Raw genomic sequence first — 15,500 nt, 5'->3', positions numbered from 1 at the left:
TTCTTAACCCCAGCATCATAGCAAATTTTTCTTTTTTCTTCAATCTTCCGGCTGTTTTCAGGAGAAGAAACAATTATTAATGTGTTTTTACTCATTTTGCTTGTTTCTTTCTCTCTGCTATGGTACAGTTCAAAGGGTAAAAGATGGAAAATGAGCAGAATGGATGGTTTTCCGTTTTGCCGATGAAATTCTCCAGTCATCACCACTCGCTTTGTCTTGAATTTTGAAAGGAGACGTTTTATGAAATATACCTACTTGGGGCGCACCGGCCTGAAGGTAAGCCGTCTTTGCTTGGGTACCATGAACTTTGGACCCCTCACCGATGAAACGGACGCCTTCCGCATTATGGATGAGGCCTTGGACGCGGGGATCAACTTCTTTGATACCGCCGATATGTATGGTTCCTTCCTTTGCGACAACGGCCATCACGGCTGGACCGAGGAGATCATCGGCAGATGGTTCCGCCAGGGCGGCGGACGCCGGGAGCGGGTTATCCTAGCCACCAAGCTATACCTGCCCATGAACGACAAGGGCCTTGGCCCCAACGATGAAAACGGCCTGTCCGCCCACAAAATCCGGGTTAATTTGGAAGGATCCCTCCGACGGCTGCAGACCGATCATATCGATCTATATCAGATGCACCGGGCCGAACGGCGTACCTCTTGGGTGGAGCTTTGGGGTGCATTCGAAAATGCGGTAAACCAGGGAAAGCTGGGGTATATCGGGGCCAGCAATTTCCAGCCCTACGATCTGGCTAAGGCTCAATGGGCTGCCGACAAACGAAATTTCTTGGGGATGGTATCAGAGCAACACCGATACAACCTCCTATATCGGGGGTGTGAAAGCCAGCTTCTTCCCGCTTGTGAGGAGCTGGGCATCGGCATCATCTGCTGGAGTCCCCTTGCAGGTGGGATGCTGGGCGGTGGTGCTCTTGCTCGGGCGGAAGCGCGGAGCCGCACCGGCCAAGCCGCTCCTCTTACAGAGGAACTACGCCGCCAACTCACCGATTACGCCGCTCTTTGCAGGGAGCTGGGACATGGGGAAGCCGATGTGGGCCTTAGCTGGTTGATGCATCAGAAGTCCGTCACCTGCCCCATCACGGGACCTCGCACCCTGGAGCAGCTCCACAGTGCCCTTCAGTCGGTGGAGGTGGAATTGGACGAAGAGGCACTCCGCCGCATCGATGCCATCTTTCCACCGGTGGGGCCCATCCCCGAAGGGGCGATCATCGACGAATAGAAAGGACAATAAAAAAAACCCGGAATTTCCGGGTTTTTTTTATCATTGTAAAAAGGTGTTGATGATCACCTCTTCGGCTTCCTCCTCGCTGAGGCCGAAGGTCATGAGTTTGATGAGCTGGTCGTTGTTGATTCTGCCGATGGCTGCTTCGTGGATGATCTGGGCATCCACATGCAGAGCGCCGATCTCCGGAATGGAACGCACCTGGGCCCGGTCCATAATAATGGAATCACATTGGATATGGGCTTTACAGGCCGCGCTGCCGATGGCTCTGGGGTGGAATACCTGGATGGAATCCTCTCGAGCCACGGAACGGGAGATGATCTGAGCTACGGCGTTCTCCCCCTCCAAAAACACGTCCATATCGGAATGGGCGGTTTGCTGGCCATGGGTCATGAGTTTCTCCAACACCATCAACTTGGCGTTCTTATGCAGATAAGCCTCGGTCTTGCGGATGGTGGAGTCCACCCCCTTGATCTGAGTGGTGTCCAGGGTACACTGGGCTCCTTCCTCCAAATGCAGCACGGTGGTGGGATTCAGTACCCGCTTCCCATTGCCGTCCCCTTGACCGTAATGCTTTTCGGTGTAGATCAGACTGGCGTCCTTTCCCACATGGAAGGTATGGATGCCGTCGTGGCGGCTTTCCCGGCCGCCATCATTGTGAATCCCACAGCCGGCAATGATCTCCACCTGAGCGCCTGCCTCAATATAGAAATCGTTGTAGACCAAGTCCTCCACGCCGGTATCGGTAATCACCACCGGGATATAGACCTTCTCCCCGCGGGCGGCAGAACGAACATGGATATCGATACCGGGCTTGTCCTCCTTCCGGGTGATGGTGACGCATTCCGAGGAGTGAAGGGCAGCCCCCGCCCCGTTGCGGCGCAAGCTATACGCGCCCTGAGGAAGGGAATCGAGATCCGCTACCGCTCGGAGCAGCTCCCGCTCCGCAGATTCCTTACCGCTCATAACGCCGCCTCCCCTCTCCGATACGCGCATCCCGACTGAAAGTTCCGAAGGAGGCCGGGCAGAATCTCCTCCCGGCTGCCCCGCTGGGTGATTTTGCCTCCGGCCACCACCATGATCTCATCCGCCAGCTCCATGATCCGCTCCTGGTGGGAGATGATCAGCATGCTTTCATGACGGCCTCGGATCATCTTGTTGAAGCTGTCCACCAGCATGGAAAAGCTCCACAGATCGATGCCCGCCTCGGGTTCGTCATAGATGGATACCTTGGGATTCCGCACCATAAGGGAGGCAATCTCGATGCGCTTCATCTCGCCCCCCGACAGGGAAGCGTCCACCTCGCGATCCAAATAATCCCGGGCGCAGAGGCCCACCCCCGTCAGGTATTCGCAGCAGGTCTCCCGATTCATCGGGCTGCCCTTGGCCAGGCACAGCAGACGGTAGACCGTCAGGCCCTTGAACCGGGGAGGCTGCTGAAAGGCATAGCCGATTCCCAGCTTGGCCCGCTCCGATACCGAAAGGCCGGTAACATCCTGTCCATCCAATAGAATTTGTCCCCGGCTGGGTGTTTCAATGCCCATAATCAACCGGGCGATGGTGGATTTTCCCCCGCCGTTGGGGCCGGTAACCACCATCAATTTGCCATCTTCCAGGGTAAAGCTGACGTCGTCCACAATCTCCTTGCTGCCGCCTGCCTCCTGCACCTGGAAACTGATATTGCGAAGTTCCAGCATATTTTCCTCCCACTCCCCAAAGGGGGTGATGATTATCATAGGGGAATTATACCACCACCAGACGCTAACATTCCAGATGATTTCCCATATTCCGCGAAGAATAAAAAAGCGGCGTGGATTCCACGCCGCTCGGTGCCGGATTACTCCCTGCGCTCCTTGCGCAGCTGCCGGAGATATTGGTTCATCTCCTCCATCTCCTCCGGGGTAAGAGGGCCGAAGTCATAACCATTGGGATGAGCGGCCACCACGGTAAACCCGTCCTTATCCTCAGTACGGCCCAAAAGATAATCCACCGATACGCCCAGGTAGTCTGCCATCTTGCCAATCTTTTCAGCCGAGGGGATGGTCCCCTTGTTCTTGACATCCGTCATCAAGCTGGTATTCAGCCCGCATGCGTTAAGCATCTTATTGATGGAGGTATGACGCTCCGCCACCATTCCCTTAATCCGATGATACAGGATTTCGCTGGTCCCCATTACACCACCGCCTTATTGGATAATTCTTAAAATAATACTTGACTTTTAGAATTATCTAAAATATAATGTCCATAGAATCAGTTATTATCAATATATCACACCGGTGTCCTATGAACAACAAAAAATCCTTGATCAAGGTATGGTGATTCTTTCCAAATTTGACAATATTATACAAAAGGAGCGCCTACCAATGACGAAAAACAAGAAAATGATCGCCGAATTTCTCCGGGAAAGCAAGCGCATTCGCCGCACTTTGGAGTTTGTTTCCCCCACCCAGGAAACCCAGTCCCTTCTTCGACATCTGGATTTCATCGACGAAACCTTAGAGGAACTGGGCCCTAAGGGCAAAGCCCTAACCTGCCTTTACCGCTATCATCTCTCTTGGGAGAACGCCAGCCAGCGGCTGTTCATCTCTCCCAATACCCTGGGACGCTGGCGGGACGCGGCGCTGACCTCTTTGGACAATGCCCTCACGGCCGCTGGAATCGATATCCGGGTCTTTGATCCATATATGGGTACCCCCGCCAGCAAGGCCCGGCTCTCGGCCGCCCGACGCCGGGCGGATCGCTTGGATCGGAAGGCTGCCCAGGATGTCCAATAGGAGGCGGCGGCATGAAGGAATTTTCCGATCTTCAGCAGCGAGTACGGGAGCTAGAGCACCAGGTTTTGCTTTTAAAAGAGGATCTCACCCGATCCCGCTTCCGGGAGGAGCAGTGGCACAAGCTTTGCCTCCTGGAATGTCAGCGCAGCGCCACGCTATACCGTATGCTCCCAAACCGCCGGCCCCAGGAGGAGGCCCCCGCAACGTCGGGTTCTACCAGGGGGTGATCTCCTCCCCCCTTTTCCCCAGGGGTTCCCCCCTTGGCCCGATCCTCGCCTGTACCCTTTCGATCCCCCGGCCCTGCACCGCGGGCCGCTGGGGAAGGACGGATCATCTGCCCCTGGCCCTTCCCCTTTCCATCGTGGAAAAAAGCCGTCCGGAACGGGGGCTATGGGTCCGGGTTTGGGGAAGCCTCTGTACCTGGACGGAATACGACCAAGACGGCGTCCGCCAAGGCCGACTATACCTCTTGGCGGACCGTCTCCATCCATTGCCCTAGCGCCGGAAAACCGGCGCTTTTGATTTGTTCTGGAAGGATTGACACCGGCCATAGGCCGCCGTATACTGAATGCATCTTACAACACAGAGTAGGATTCTGCGCGTAAAGTGCCTCTGGGACGGGGAGTTGCCCGGAGGACGAAAAGCAACCGCTTGCGGTGCAGAGTCCGCATCCCGCTGTTCATACGTCAAGTCCTTCTCGATGTATCTGCATGTGTGGTGCCCGTTGTCTTTGAGGAGGTCTTTTTTATGTCTCAAAAAGAGAACAGCCCCGTCCTGTTCCAAACGCCTTTTTCCCCCGCCTACTGGCGCTGTGCCGCAGGGGAGCTGAAAAACCTGCGGGTTCTGGCCCTTACCGCCCTGTTTGTAGGGCTTCGGGTGGTTCTAGCCGCCCTGTTCATCCCGGTGGGGGAAAACCTGCGCATCTACTTTAGTTTTTTCATCAACGCCCTATCCTGCTACATCTCAGGCCCCATTCTGGCGCTGATCTCTGGATTCGCCAGCGATATCCTGGGGTACTTGCTATTCCCCAGCGGTGCTTTCTTTCCAGGCTATACCCTATCCACCATGCTGGGATCCCTGTTTTTTGCCCTGTTTCTTTACCGGGCAAAGCTCTCGGTGCTCCGCATCTTTTTTTGTAAGCTTTCCATCAACCTTTTGATCAACGTGGGGCTGGGATCTCTTTGGAGCGCCATCCTATACGGCAAGGGATACCTCTTCTATCTGGCCAGAAGCCTGGGGAAAAACCTCCTGCTTCTGGTTCCGGAGGTGGTGCTCATCGTGCTGTTTTTCCGCATGACGCTGCCCATTTTAGAGACCACCGGCCTGGCGGTCAAACAGCCTCAGGGGGTGATTCCCCTCGTCGGCCTGGGAGGAAAGGCTCGAGTACCCTATACCAAGCCCCAGCTTGGCATTCTGGGGATCACCGCACTTGTGCTGCTGGCCTCCATGATACACCTGGCCTTTGGCTGGAACGGCATCCCGGAGCGGTTGTTTATTGGCGGGCGCTACTTCAGCCGGTTTTCCCTTCTGCTGTTTCCCCTTCTTTCGGTGATCTTTCTGGAGCTTGGGATCACCCTTTCCCTCTTCCTACCCGCAAAGACCCTGGCCAAGATACCGGAAAAGGGACGAGAAAATGCCGTTCGAGACCTGCGCACCGGGCTTTTTCTGTTCTGCCTGATCCTGGTGGCGCTGTTCTCCCTGATGGGATTTCTACGGGCAAGCGGACAGGCCATTCCACTCCATCCCATCCTGGGGGCCGCCGTCCTGGGGCTACTGGACGCCCTTTGGGTATGGCGGCAGCTTCGGCGGCGCCATCGGGGATAGGTGGTTTAACGGCGGCATTTTCCATGGAAATCCCTGCGTAAGAGGACAATTATGGATTTCGTATGCTATAATTTATTGCTTCTTAAGATTTTTGCGGTATGATACCGTTACTTTTTAAAGGCAGGTAACTCCATGGCTGACTATGAGAACATCCAACGGTTTGAACCCGACCCATCGATAGGCCTCACCGCAGAGCAGGTAAAGGAACGGACGCGGGCGGGGCTGGGCAATACACAGCCCGATCCCATCACCAAATCCTCCTGGCAGATCATTCGGGACAACGTCTTTACCCTCTTTAACGCCTTCAACTTTGGCGTGGGCGTGGCCATCGCCTCGGTGGGAGCCTACGAAAACCTTCTCTATCTCTGCATCATCATCAGCAATATGGTGATCGGGATCGTACAGGAGTTTCGCAGCAAGAAAATGGTGGAGGAGCTGTCCCTGATCTCCGCCCCCAAAGCCCGGGTCATCCGGGACGGCGTTGCCCTGGAGATTTCCCCTGAAAAACTGGTGCTGGACGACGTTTCAGTATTGCTTCCCGGCCAGCAGATCTGCGCCGACGCCACGGTGCTGGAGGGAGAGATTGAGGTCAACGAATCCCTTTTGACCGGGGAATCCGAGCCGGTGCAGAAGCATCCAGGAGACGCACTGCTCTCCGGCAGCTTTGTGGTCAGCGGCCGATGCATGGCCCGGGTGGAGCATGTGGGCGCCGACAACTACGCTTCCGGAATCGCCGCGGCTGCCCGCCGCTTTAAAAAGGTCCACTCCGAGCTGTTATCCTCCCTGGACCGGATCGTCAAGTTCACCAGCATCTTCATCCTGCCTCTGGGCGCGCTCCTATTTTTAAACTCTATCTTTCTGCTCCATGTTCCCATGGAAGAGGCCATCATTTCGGTTGCCGCCGCCCTCCTTGGTATGATGCCCAAGGGGCTGGTACTCCTCACCACCCTATCCCTGGTGGTGGGGGTCATCAAACTGGCCAAGGAACGGACTCTGGTTCAGGAGCTGTTTTGCATTGAAACCCTCTCTCGGGTGGATGTGCTGTGCCTGGATAAAACCGGCACCATCACCCAGGGCAACATGCGGGTGGACCACATGATCCCCTTTGTGGAGGAAGCGCGCATCATGGAGGCGGGATCCGCTTTTGTGGGAGCCCTCATGGAAAACAACTCCACCTTCCTAGCGCTAAAGGATTTCTTTGGCGCGGCGGAGAACCCCCTATATACCGCCCTTACCCCCTTCTCCTCGGAGCGGAAATGGAGTTCCGCCTCCTTTGGTGAAAAGGGCACCGTACTTTTAGGCGCTCCAGATATTCTGCTGCGGGGTCGGGACATCCAGCTTCCTCCAGAAGTTTTGGAGGAGGAACGACAGGGCGCCCGGGTGGTTCTATTGGCCCACAGCCAAGAGGAGGTCCGGGGGGAGCTGCCCCAGAAGATCACTCCCCTTTGCGCTCTGGTTCTTCTGGATCCCATCCGGCCGGACGCTCGTGAAATCTTGGATTTCTTCCGCGACCAAGGACTGAGCTTGAAGATCATCTCAGGGGATAACCCTGCCACGGTTTCCGCCATTGCACGCCGGGCAGGCCTGATGGACTGCTCCTATATCGACGCTTCCACCCTTACCACCGACGAGGCCCTTGAGGAGGCCATGGAACGCTACTCCGTCTTTGGACGGGTCACCCCCCAGCAAAAGCAGAAAATGGTGGCGGCGCTCCAGAAACGGGATCATACCGTGGCCATGGTGGGCGATGGGGTCAACGATGTGTTGGCTCTGAAAGACGCCGATTGCAGCATTGCCATGGCCGCCGGCAGCGACGCCGCCAAGCAAATCGCTCAGCTGGTGCTTTTAAACAACAATTTCTCCGCGCTGCCCCATGTGGTGATGGAAGGGAGGCGGGTCATCAACAATATCACCCGGACGGCAGCACTGTATTTGGTAAAGACCATTTTCTCCTTTCTCCTGTCCTTTATGGCGCTGTTCTTTGCCATGCCCTATCCTTTTATCCCCATTCAGCTCAGCGTCATCTCCACAATGGTGGAGGGCATTCCCTCCTTCTTCCTGACCTTTGAGCCCAATACCAACCGGGTGAAAAAGGGCTTTTTATCCCGGGTTATGGTTCAGGCTCTGCCCACGGCTTTGGCCATCACCGTAGCCATTCTGGCCATCGACCTCATTGCCCCCGGCGCAGGCCTGGGCGCGCTGGATATTTCTACCCTTACGGTATACCTCACCAGCTTTATCTGGGTTCAGCTGCTTCTGAAAGTATGCCTGCCTCTGACGCCTTTGCGCCTGGGTCTATGGCTGACCATGACGGCGGGGCTGTTCCTAAGCTTTCTCCTGTTCCCTGACATCCTGAGCCTGGGATATCTGACCAGCGGTACCCTTCCCCTATTCCTGATCCTAGGAGCGGCCTCCGTTCCCTTTATCTGGGCCGTCCAGAAGCTGATGCTAAAGCTTCCCTTCATCCGGCGAAAGCTTGGACTGAACTAGCAAAAAAATCCCCCGCTATGGCGGGGGATTTTTCTTTGACACCGGAGGACACCTGGTGTAAAATGATGGAGAACAACTGAATCATGAGATGTCTTCAGGGCAGGGTGTAATTCCCGATTGGCGGTAAAGTCCGCGAGCGCGCGCGCAGATCTGGTGTGATTCCAGGACCAACAGTGATAGTCTGGATGAAAGAAGACGTGTTAGAATCCATCCCATATTGGATGCGAGCCTTCGATTTTAACACCTGAAAGACGGATCATACCCTTTCAGGTGTTACATTTTTTTCGGAGGGATTTCTATGAACCAAACCACAAAAAGACTGACGGTCTGCGCCATGCTGGCCGCGGCGGCCTATGTCGTCATGGCCATCGGACGGATTCCGGTGGTACTGTTTTTAAGCTACGACCCCAAGGACATCATCATCGCCATTGGCGGATTTCTCTACGGACCGCTTTCGGCCATGGGCATCTCGGTGGTGGTCTCCCTTCTGGAGATGGTTACCGTCAGCGGCACCGGATTCATCGGCTGCATTATGAACATCCTTTCCACCTGCAGCTTTGTATGTGTAGCTTCCTATCTGTACCGCAAAAAGCGCACCCCTATGGGCGCGTTCATGGGACTGCTGGTGGGCTGTCTTGTCATGACTGGGGTGATGCTTCTCTGGAATTACCTCATCACGCCCCTGTACATGGGCTATCCCCGGGAAGCGGTGGCGGCCCTGCTGCTGCCGGCGTTCCTGCCCTTCAACCTCCTCAAGGGCGGTCTCAACGCCGCCGGAACCTTCCTCCTGTACCGGCCTCTCTCAGGAGCGCTGCAAAAGTCCGGACTGGTACCCCGAGAGGAAAGCACAAATAAGGGACACTTTGTGGGCATCGCCCTCGTTGCCGCTCTTCTGCTGGCTACCTGCATTCTGCTGGTGTTGGCCATGCAAGGGGTCATTTAACCAATGGGCATATAAAAAAGACGCGGAAATCCGCGTCTTTTTTATATGCCGTGCTATTATCCAATGGGTTCAAAGGCGGTAGCCGACGCACCACAGACAGGGCAGATAAAGTCCTCCGGCAGTTCATCCATCTCCGCGATATAGCCGCAGATAGTGCACCGGAATCCTTTTTTCTCGGTTTTTGCTTGGTAGGAGGGAGCATTCTTGGGAGTGCTCCCCTTCTTTACCTGGTGGTAATAGCTATACGTCATAACCTCGTGGGCGTCATCCAGCACCTCGGCCTCCTCCAGCCTGCCGATGAACAGCATATGACTGCCCAAATCCAGAGTCTGCTCCACCGCACAGCTAAACCGGGCGGCGGCGTACTGGGCAACGTAGTCCACCCCTGCCCCATCCTGGGCGGCCTCAAAGCCCAGGAATTTATCCACGTCCTTGCTGGACTGGAACCCAAAGGCACGGATCAGCTCCATAGGCGCCTCCTGGGTCAGTACCGTTGCTGAAAACCGGCCGGAGCGCTGAATCATCCCGCAGGTGTAGTTGTCCTTATTGACGGCTACCGACAGCCGCTGGGGATCGGAAGTGACCTGGCTCAGGGTATTGACCACGCACCCGCCCCGTTTCTCTCCCTCCCGAGCTGTGAGGATATACAAGCCATAGCTCAATTGAAACAGTGCCGCTGGATTCATGTGCTCCATCTCCTTTTGATTGAGAATTATTCTCATTTATGGAATTAGTTTACATCGGAATGAGGGAGATGTCAACCATTTTCTTCCCCATTCCTCCCATAATAGGCCGCTACCCGGCTAAGATGCTTTGCCATGCCCTCCCGCACCTGGGCGGGACCCAGGATCTCCGCCTTTTCTCCAAACTGGAACACCCAGGACAGAAAGGCGGGGCTCACCGCCACGCTGAGGTTCGCCGTAAACCATTCTTCCCCCTGGGGCGCAATCGATACCTCCCGGCCGAACCGATCGATTACAGCATCCAACAGGGAGCGGTGAAACCGCATCTGCACCCGAGCCACCTGGCCAGCAAACATGCCAAAGGTGCGCTTTGCGTAATCAGCGGGATCCAGGCGGCTGTCAAGAGGTACCCTTTCCTCTTCCTCCACCTTGATACCAACCATCTTATCCACCCGAAAATGGGCAAGGCCCTCATACCTTGGATGATAGGCGATTAGGTAGTAGTTCTCATCGTCCCAGGAGAGGATATAGGGGCTGACCAGATACCGCTCGCCGCCTCGGCGGTGCCGAACCCCCTTTGTAAGGGTATACTCGGCGTATTGAAAGGAGATTTGGCGGTTCTGGGAGATGGCCTTGTGGATTTCATCCACGTTATAGTAAATCCCCTCATTACCGGTTTTGACCCGGTTGGCCACATACACCTGACGGGACAGCTGCCCCGCCTCCTGCCGACTTGTCAAGCTCCCAATCTTTTTGATCAGCTGCTGGGATTTTTTTACAGTGATGAACCGGCTGGATTGGACCGCATCCACCAGAAGCTTGAGTTCCGGCAGTTCAAAGGTGCGGCTGGCCAGATAGTAGCCGTGGGTACGGGTTCTGCGCTCCAGAATATCCAAACCCCAGTCCCGCAGGCTCTGGATGTCGTCATAGACGCTGCGCCGCTCTGCCGAAATACCCCTCTGCTCCAGGCGACTGATGAGCTGCGGTACCGTAAGGGTATGCTCCTCATCGGTATCTTTCCAAAGGATCTCCAGGAGATACAGCAGCTTCAGCTTGGATTGGTTCATGATTCTTTCCCCCTATGCAAGAATCCCATCGGCGATCACAGCCTCCGCCCAGCTCCGGTCCACCCGGCGGCACTCCCCCAAAGCCGAGAGCCTGTCCCCCGCCCGGGCGAGGACATCCCGGTAAAGCCCCTCCCGCGCGGCAAGACGGCTGCTCTCACCTTCCGACCGAAGATAGAATTGAAGCCCGCCCTCCTGGGCGCACAGGTAGCGCAGCTCCTCCCCGCCATCCGGGCGGCCCATCTGGCAGCGCAGAACGTATTTGCACAGCTCAATGGCCCGGTCGTCCCGGCCATCCTCCTGAATCCGCACCTTTTCGATCAAGGACGGAACATCGTGGACGATCCGGGTCTGATACCCCGCCAAAATGGGTTCCCCCACCCGGCGTTCCAGCATGGCAAAGGGATCCTCCGGCCGCTCCGGCAGAAAAAATGCCATGAACTGCCGCTCCATATCATGATACAGGCACTCATAAAGCACCTGAAACGAACGGCCACAAGCCTGGCACCGGTGGGAAAACAGGGTTCCGCGGAGCATCCGTTCCCGGGCTTCGGGACTCATAGTGGTGTTGATGCTCTCCCACACCTCCATCCGTCCCGTCCCGCCACAGTGGGGACAGGTGACGGCGGCAATCACGGTTTTGGACACGATCCATACCCCCTTTTTCTTGGTTCGTCCCCATTATACCGGCACCGCTGTACCTTTGTCCGTACAATGCTCCCCCGTTCTCCTATAAAAGGAAGGGGGAGCATCCCCTCCCCCTTCTACCGATCCTTTTCCTGGCCTCCAGCGTAGGCTTCCACCGCCTCGCGCACCACCTGGAATGGGGCTTCGCCTACATCCAAAACCGCTTTGTGGAACGCTTGGGCGGAAAAGGCGTCCCCCAATTCCTCCTCAGCATACTCCCGAAGCTCCTGGAATTCCAGATACCCGATGTAGTAGGACAGGGCGTTGGCGGGATCTGCGGTGACGCTGTCGGTAACGCTGTTGATCAGGTCGTCGTCCACCTGGAAAAACTCCGAGAGGAAGACGCCGGTCTTCTCATCATTCCAGCCCTCATAGTTGATACCGATATCCACCCGGGCCTGGACGGCTAGGCTTAGTTCATTGAGCAGACGGATGGCGGCAGCCAGGTTGCCATCCAAGCCCGTCATGGAATAGGAATCGTATTCCACATAGGTGGCCCAGCCCTCGGAATAGCCGTTAAAGCTGAGAATCCTGCGGATATTGGGAAGATCCAGCCCCAGGGCATAGTTGGTCTGATAGAGATGCCCAGGATACCCCTCATGGGCCAGAGTGGTAAAGACATAGATGGGATCGTCCATATGGGCGGGATTCAGATAGATTTTGTTTTCATTGGCCGCGTCGATGGGCGGAATAAAGTAAAAAGCGGGGCTCATGCTCTCCTGAAGGGATTCGTGGACGTAGTTGATCTGATACGCCACCTGACCGATGGCAGGATAATCCGTCTGAATCCGCTGGGATAGCGCGGTAAGAATGGCCTCCGGCTCCGTTACATCGGGAGCGTTGCTGGAATCATAGACCCGGTCCAGAATATCTTCGTCCATAAGAGCCAGGCTGATCAGCCCCCGCCAGATGTCGTCGATTCTATCGTCGATGGCCTGAGCCATCTCCAAAGGCGTTTTTTCCGATCCCGTGGCGGATTTGGCCAGGTAAGCATAGTACTCCTGGCCGTCCGGCAGATCGCACGCCCCGCCCCGGGCCCGTCCGGTGCCCAGCAGCTCCTCAAAGCCCTGGATAAACCGCTGGTAGCCCGGAACCATGGAATCCAGCACCGCTTTTCTATTTTGAGCGCTGTACTCCTCCCGTTTTTCCGGGGTCAGCCAGGCGATACCCTCCAGCTTATCGTCGAACACCTCCAGCATATAGTTGCTCTCGGGGTTCTCCACAAAGGTCTTGCAATTATCGATGACCTGCTGCGCAAGGCTATCCGGCATAAAGAAGCCCGCCTTGGATTTCTCCCGCTGAAAAGCCAAGCATTGATCCAGATAACGGCCTACGTCGTTCACAAGAGCGAGATACTCCTGGATATCCGTCTCATCGTAGAAGGCATATTCCATGAGGGTAGTGGGTAGCTGGCTCTGAACCCCCAGGGTGGGACTATTTGGTTCGGCGTACAGATCAAACCGGTTGCCTTGGATCCCCAGCTCCAAATACCATTTCAGAATATCGTAGGTCTCCTGCTGGGTCTCCGTTAGGCTATCGTATTGGAAGGCCTCCAGCTCCGCCAAGGTCTGTGCAATCTCCTCGCCATCCTCCTCCATCTGAGCAAGGCTGATGGTTCCAAGGGTGGGTTCCGACGGCGTAATGCCCAGGGCTTCTGGATCCTTAAGTTTATAGTGTTGGGATAGGAGATCCGTATTGGACATCTCCTCCACAAAGAGGCGATCCAAAAAGGCGTCAAATGCCTGGGACTCGCTTTGAGGGGCCTCTGTCTGGCAGGCGGCAAGGGATAGGCAGACAGCGAAAGCCATGGCTAGGGATAGCCCTTTTCTCCAGTATTTCATAAAGCACCTCTCTTTGGCCGGCGAGGGCTGTGCCTGCGCCGGAAGTCATGGGACTATAACAGGGTTTCCCAAACCTTGGTCTGGAATCCGGGGCAGACTCCCTTTTCCGTAACGAGGATGGGACGTTTGACCAACATGCCGTCGGTCGCCAGCAGCGCTAGCTGTTCCTCCTCTGCCATGCCGGGAAGCTTATCCTTGAGCCCCAGGCCTCGGTAAGCAAGTCCGCTGGTATTGAAGAACCGCTTTAAGGGAAGACCGCTTTGCCGATACCACTGCGCCAGCTCCTGGGCGGATGGACGATCCGTTACGATATCCCGCTCTTCAAAGGATACGTTATTTTGCACCAGCCATTCTCTGGCTTTTTTACAGGTGGAACACTTGGGATAGCAGATGAATTTGACGCTCATGGCTACCGCTCCTTTCTCCATAATGGGAATAAAACCCCTCTCTTTCTTCCAATACTACACAAAACCATCAGAAATTGCTATAATGGATTCATCAAAGTTTGGAGGATCTACTCCTATGCGTAAAGAAAAAAAACGGTATAGCTGGAAGCAGATCATTGGCGTGATTCTGTTTGTCACCCTAATCCTTTCCATCGTCTATTCCGCTGTAAGCCTCTTTACCGCGCCTTCCGAAGGGGAGGCCGTGGTGGAGTTTCAACGGGTGAAGAGCGACTACACCCTCATGCTGATCCAATGCATTGGCGGCGTGATCGTCATGTTTGTCCCCTCTTTCCTGGAGCGTCGTTGGCGAATTGATATTCCCAACTACGCCTACATCACCTACTTTATTTTCCTATACTGCGCCATTTACCTGGGGGAAATTCGCCGGTTTTATTTTGTGGTACCCCACTGGGATACCTATCTTCACACCTTCAGCGGCGGTATGCTGGGCGCCATGGGGTTCTCCCTGGTGAGCATCCTAAACGACAACGAGAAGGTTCCCATGACCCTGAGCCCTTTCTTCATCGCCATGTTCTCCATGTGCTTTGCCCTGGCCGCTGGCGCTATCTGGGAAATCTATGAATACACCCTGGACGGCCTCATGGGCCTCAATATGCAGCACTACCATCTGGTGGACGGTACCCCGCTCATGGGCCGGGCGGCTCTCTATGACACCATGAAGGATCTGATTGTGGACGCTTTAGGCGCTCTCGTGGTATCGGTCATCGGGTATATCGCGCTGAAAAGGCAGCACAGGCGCTTGGAAATGGGCAAAGCGAATCAAACGGAACCGGCATAAAGCAACATAAAAAACGCTCCCACTGTTGCGGGGGCGTTTTTCTTTCCACGCTCTATTCACGGGAGCTTCCCTGGTGGGGCAGTTCCGTTCCATGGATCAAATATTCCCGGTATCGCCGCTCTGCGCCGGCCCAGTCCACCAGCTGAAACCAGTTTTTGCAATACTGAACCACATCCACCCCGTATTTGAGAAAATAACTATGCTCCCAAAGATCATTTACCAATAGCGGCCTCACCAGCTCTAGGCGGGGGACCTGGTTATCCTTGGTCATCACCATGTGGACGCCGCCCTCGGGATCTGCCACCAACCAAACCCAGCCCACGCCCTTTACGCTCTGACAGGCCTGGGTAAATAAGTTCATGAAGTTTTCCAAGCTCCCGTAAGTAGCCTGAATCACCTGGCCCAGCGGACCATCCGGCAGCCGCTGCCCCGGTATCCCCATACCGGCAAAGTAGGCGGAATGGCTGAAGACGCCTCCCGCACTATGTTTGATCCATTGCTCCTGAACCGTGGGGACCTGAAGATCCTTCTGAATCAAGTCTAAAAGGGTAAAGCTCTGCAGCTTCTCCCAATCGTCCAAAAGGGCATTGAGGGCCTCGCATTCCCTCTGATAAACCTGCTGATGGTGGATATACATGGTATCGGCATCCAAATGGGGTTCCATATCTATGTATCCAAAGGATAGCTCATCGCACTGAAATGGGTAG

Annotated in this window: 16 protein-coding genes and 2 riboswitches; of the genes, 7 read left to right on the top strand and 9 right to left on the bottom strand. The window is 55.5% G+C overall.

All coding sequences use genetic code 11. The annotated features are described in order from the left end of the window. Positions 1-240: 240 nt before the first annotated feature. Complete coding sequence (locus KP626_RS00985) at positions 241-1,239, top strand: aldo/keto reductase (protein ID WP_395977470.1); 999 nt, start codon at positions 241-243, stop codon at positions 1,237-1,239. 42 nt (positions 1,240-1,281) lie between these two features. Here KP626_RS00985 and KP626_RS00980 read toward each other — a convergent pair whose 3' ends face one another. The 3 genes from KP626_RS00980 to KP626_RS00970 all read right to left on the bottom strand — a co-directional run bounded on the left by KP626_RS00980 (position 1,282) and on the right by KP626_RS00970 (position 3,415). Continuing rightward, positions 1,282-2,208, bottom strand: coding sequence for a SufB/SufD family protein (locus KP626_RS00980; protein ID WP_395977468.1), 927 nt, complete (start codon positions 2,206-2,208; stop codon positions 1,282-1,284). Next, positions 2,205-2,939, bottom strand: coding sequence for an ABC transporter ATP-binding protein (locus KP626_RS00975; RefSeq protein ID WP_395978907.1), 735 nt, complete (start codon positions 2,937-2,939; stop codon positions 2,205-2,207). Before KP626_RS00975 ends, KP626_RS00980 begins: the two co-directional genes overlap by 4 nt. 140 nt (positions 2,940-3,079) lie before the next feature. Next, positions 3,080-3,415: a helix-turn-helix domain-containing protein gene (locus tag KP626_RS00970; RefSeq protein ID WP_395977466.1), complete on the bottom strand. Its 336-nt coding sequence runs from the start codon at positions 3,413-3,415 to the stop codon at positions 3,080-3,082. Positions 3,416-3,605: 190 nt separating this feature from the next. Between KP626_RS00970 and KP626_RS00965 the strand changes: the two genes are divergently transcribed. The 5 genes from KP626_RS00965 to KP626_RS00945 all read left to right on the top strand — a co-directional run bounded on the left by KP626_RS00965 (position 3,606) and on the right by KP626_RS00945 (position 9,273). Beyond that, entirely contained in the window at positions 3,606-4,016 is a 411-nt protein-coding gene (locus tag KP626_RS00965) for a hypothetical protein (protein WP_395977464.1), read from the top strand. 11 nt (positions 4,017-4,027) lie between these two features. Beyond that, positions 4,028-4,243 (top strand): hypothetical protein, encoded by a 216-nt coding sequence (locus KP626_RS00960; protein WP_395977462.1) that lies wholly within the window; start codon positions 4,028-4,030, stop codon positions 4,241-4,243. A gap of 354 nt (positions 4,244-4,597) precedes the next feature. Next, a riboswitch (THF riboswitch) is annotated at positions 4,598-4,696 on the top strand. 67 nt (positions 4,697-4,763) lie between these two features. Beyond that, positions 4,764-5,840: a folate family ECF transporter S component gene (locus KP626_RS00955; RefSeq protein ID WP_395977460.1), complete on the top strand. Its 1,077-nt coding sequence runs from the start codon at positions 4,764-4,766 to the stop codon at positions 5,838-5,840. A 132-nt stretch (positions 5,841-5,972) separates the two neighbouring features. Then, positions 5,973-8,330, top strand: coding sequence for a cation-translocating P-type ATPase (locus tag KP626_RS00950; protein ID WP_395977458.1), 2,358 nt, complete (start codon positions 5,973-5,975; stop codon positions 8,328-8,330). A gap of 86 nt (positions 8,331-8,416) precedes the next feature. Beyond that, a riboswitch (FMN riboswitch) is annotated at positions 8,417-8,531 on the top strand. Between the two features lie 97 nt (positions 8,532-8,628). Continuing rightward, the gene (locus tag KP626_RS00945) at positions 8,629-9,273 is read left to right on the top strand and encodes an ECF transporter S component (protein ID WP_395977456.1); all 645 of its coding nucleotides are present in this window, start codon (positions 8,629-8,631) and stop codon (positions 9,271-9,273) included. 56 nt (positions 9,274-9,329) lie between these two features. On the opposite strand, the gene KP626_RS00940 is transcribed toward KP626_RS00945, so the two are convergent. The 5 genes from KP626_RS00940 to KP626_RS00920 all read right to left on the bottom strand — a co-directional run bounded on the left by KP626_RS00940 (position 9,330) and on the right by KP626_RS00920 (position 13,955). Beyond that, entirely contained in the window at positions 9,330-9,959 is a 630-nt protein-coding gene (locus KP626_RS00940) for a flavin reductase (RefSeq protein WP_395977454.1), read from the bottom strand. Between the two features lie 71 nt (positions 9,960-10,030). After that, on the bottom strand, positions 10,031-11,023 hold the full coding sequence (locus tag KP626_RS00935) for a helix-turn-helix transcriptional regulator (protein ID WP_395977452.1): 993 nt from the start codon (positions 11,021-11,023) through the stop codon (positions 10,031-10,033). Positions 11,024-11,035: 12 nt separating this feature from the next. Beyond that, the gene (locus tag KP626_RS00930) at positions 11,036-11,668 is read right to left on the bottom strand and encodes a CpXC domain-containing protein (protein WP_395977450.1); all 633 of its coding nucleotides are present in this window, start codon (positions 11,666-11,668) and stop codon (positions 11,036-11,038) included. Between the two features lie 116 nt (positions 11,669-11,784). Further along, positions 11,785-13,548 (bottom strand): DUF885 domain-containing protein, encoded by a 1,764-nt coding sequence (locus KP626_RS00925; protein ID WP_395977448.1) that lies wholly within the window; start codon positions 13,546-13,548, stop codon positions 11,785-11,787. Positions 13,549-13,601: 53 nt separating this feature from the next. Continuing rightward, positions 13,602-13,955 (bottom strand): arsenate reductase family protein, encoded by a 354-nt coding sequence (locus KP626_RS00920; RefSeq protein WP_395977446.1) that lies wholly within the window; start codon positions 13,953-13,955, stop codon positions 13,602-13,604. A 115-nt stretch (positions 13,956-14,070) separates the two neighbouring features. Between KP626_RS00920 and KP626_RS00915 the strand changes: the two genes are divergently transcribed. After that, positions 14,071-14,793 carry a hypothetical protein gene (locus KP626_RS00915; protein ID WP_395977444.1) on the top strand — a complete coding sequence of 241 codons (723 nt, stop codon included), beginning with the start codon at positions 14,071-14,073 and terminating at the stop codon, positions 14,791-14,793. A gap of 52 nt (positions 14,794-14,845) precedes the next feature. Here KP626_RS00915 and KP626_RS00910 read toward each other — a convergent pair whose 3' ends face one another. After that, positions 14,846-15,457, bottom strand: a complete 612-nt coding sequence (locus KP626_RS00910; RefSeq protein ID WP_395977442.1) for a superoxide dismutase — start codon at positions 15,455-15,457, stop codon at positions 14,846-14,848. Positions 15,458-15,500: the final 43 nt, after the last annotated feature.

It is taken from the genome of Christensenella sp. MSJ-20 (assembly GCF_044357945.1).
Lineage (GTDB): Bacteria > Bacillota > Clostridia > Christensenellales > QAND01 > QAND01.
Note: the sequence above shows the minus strand (reverse complement) of the source record. Positions and strands in the feature narration are given on the sequence as shown.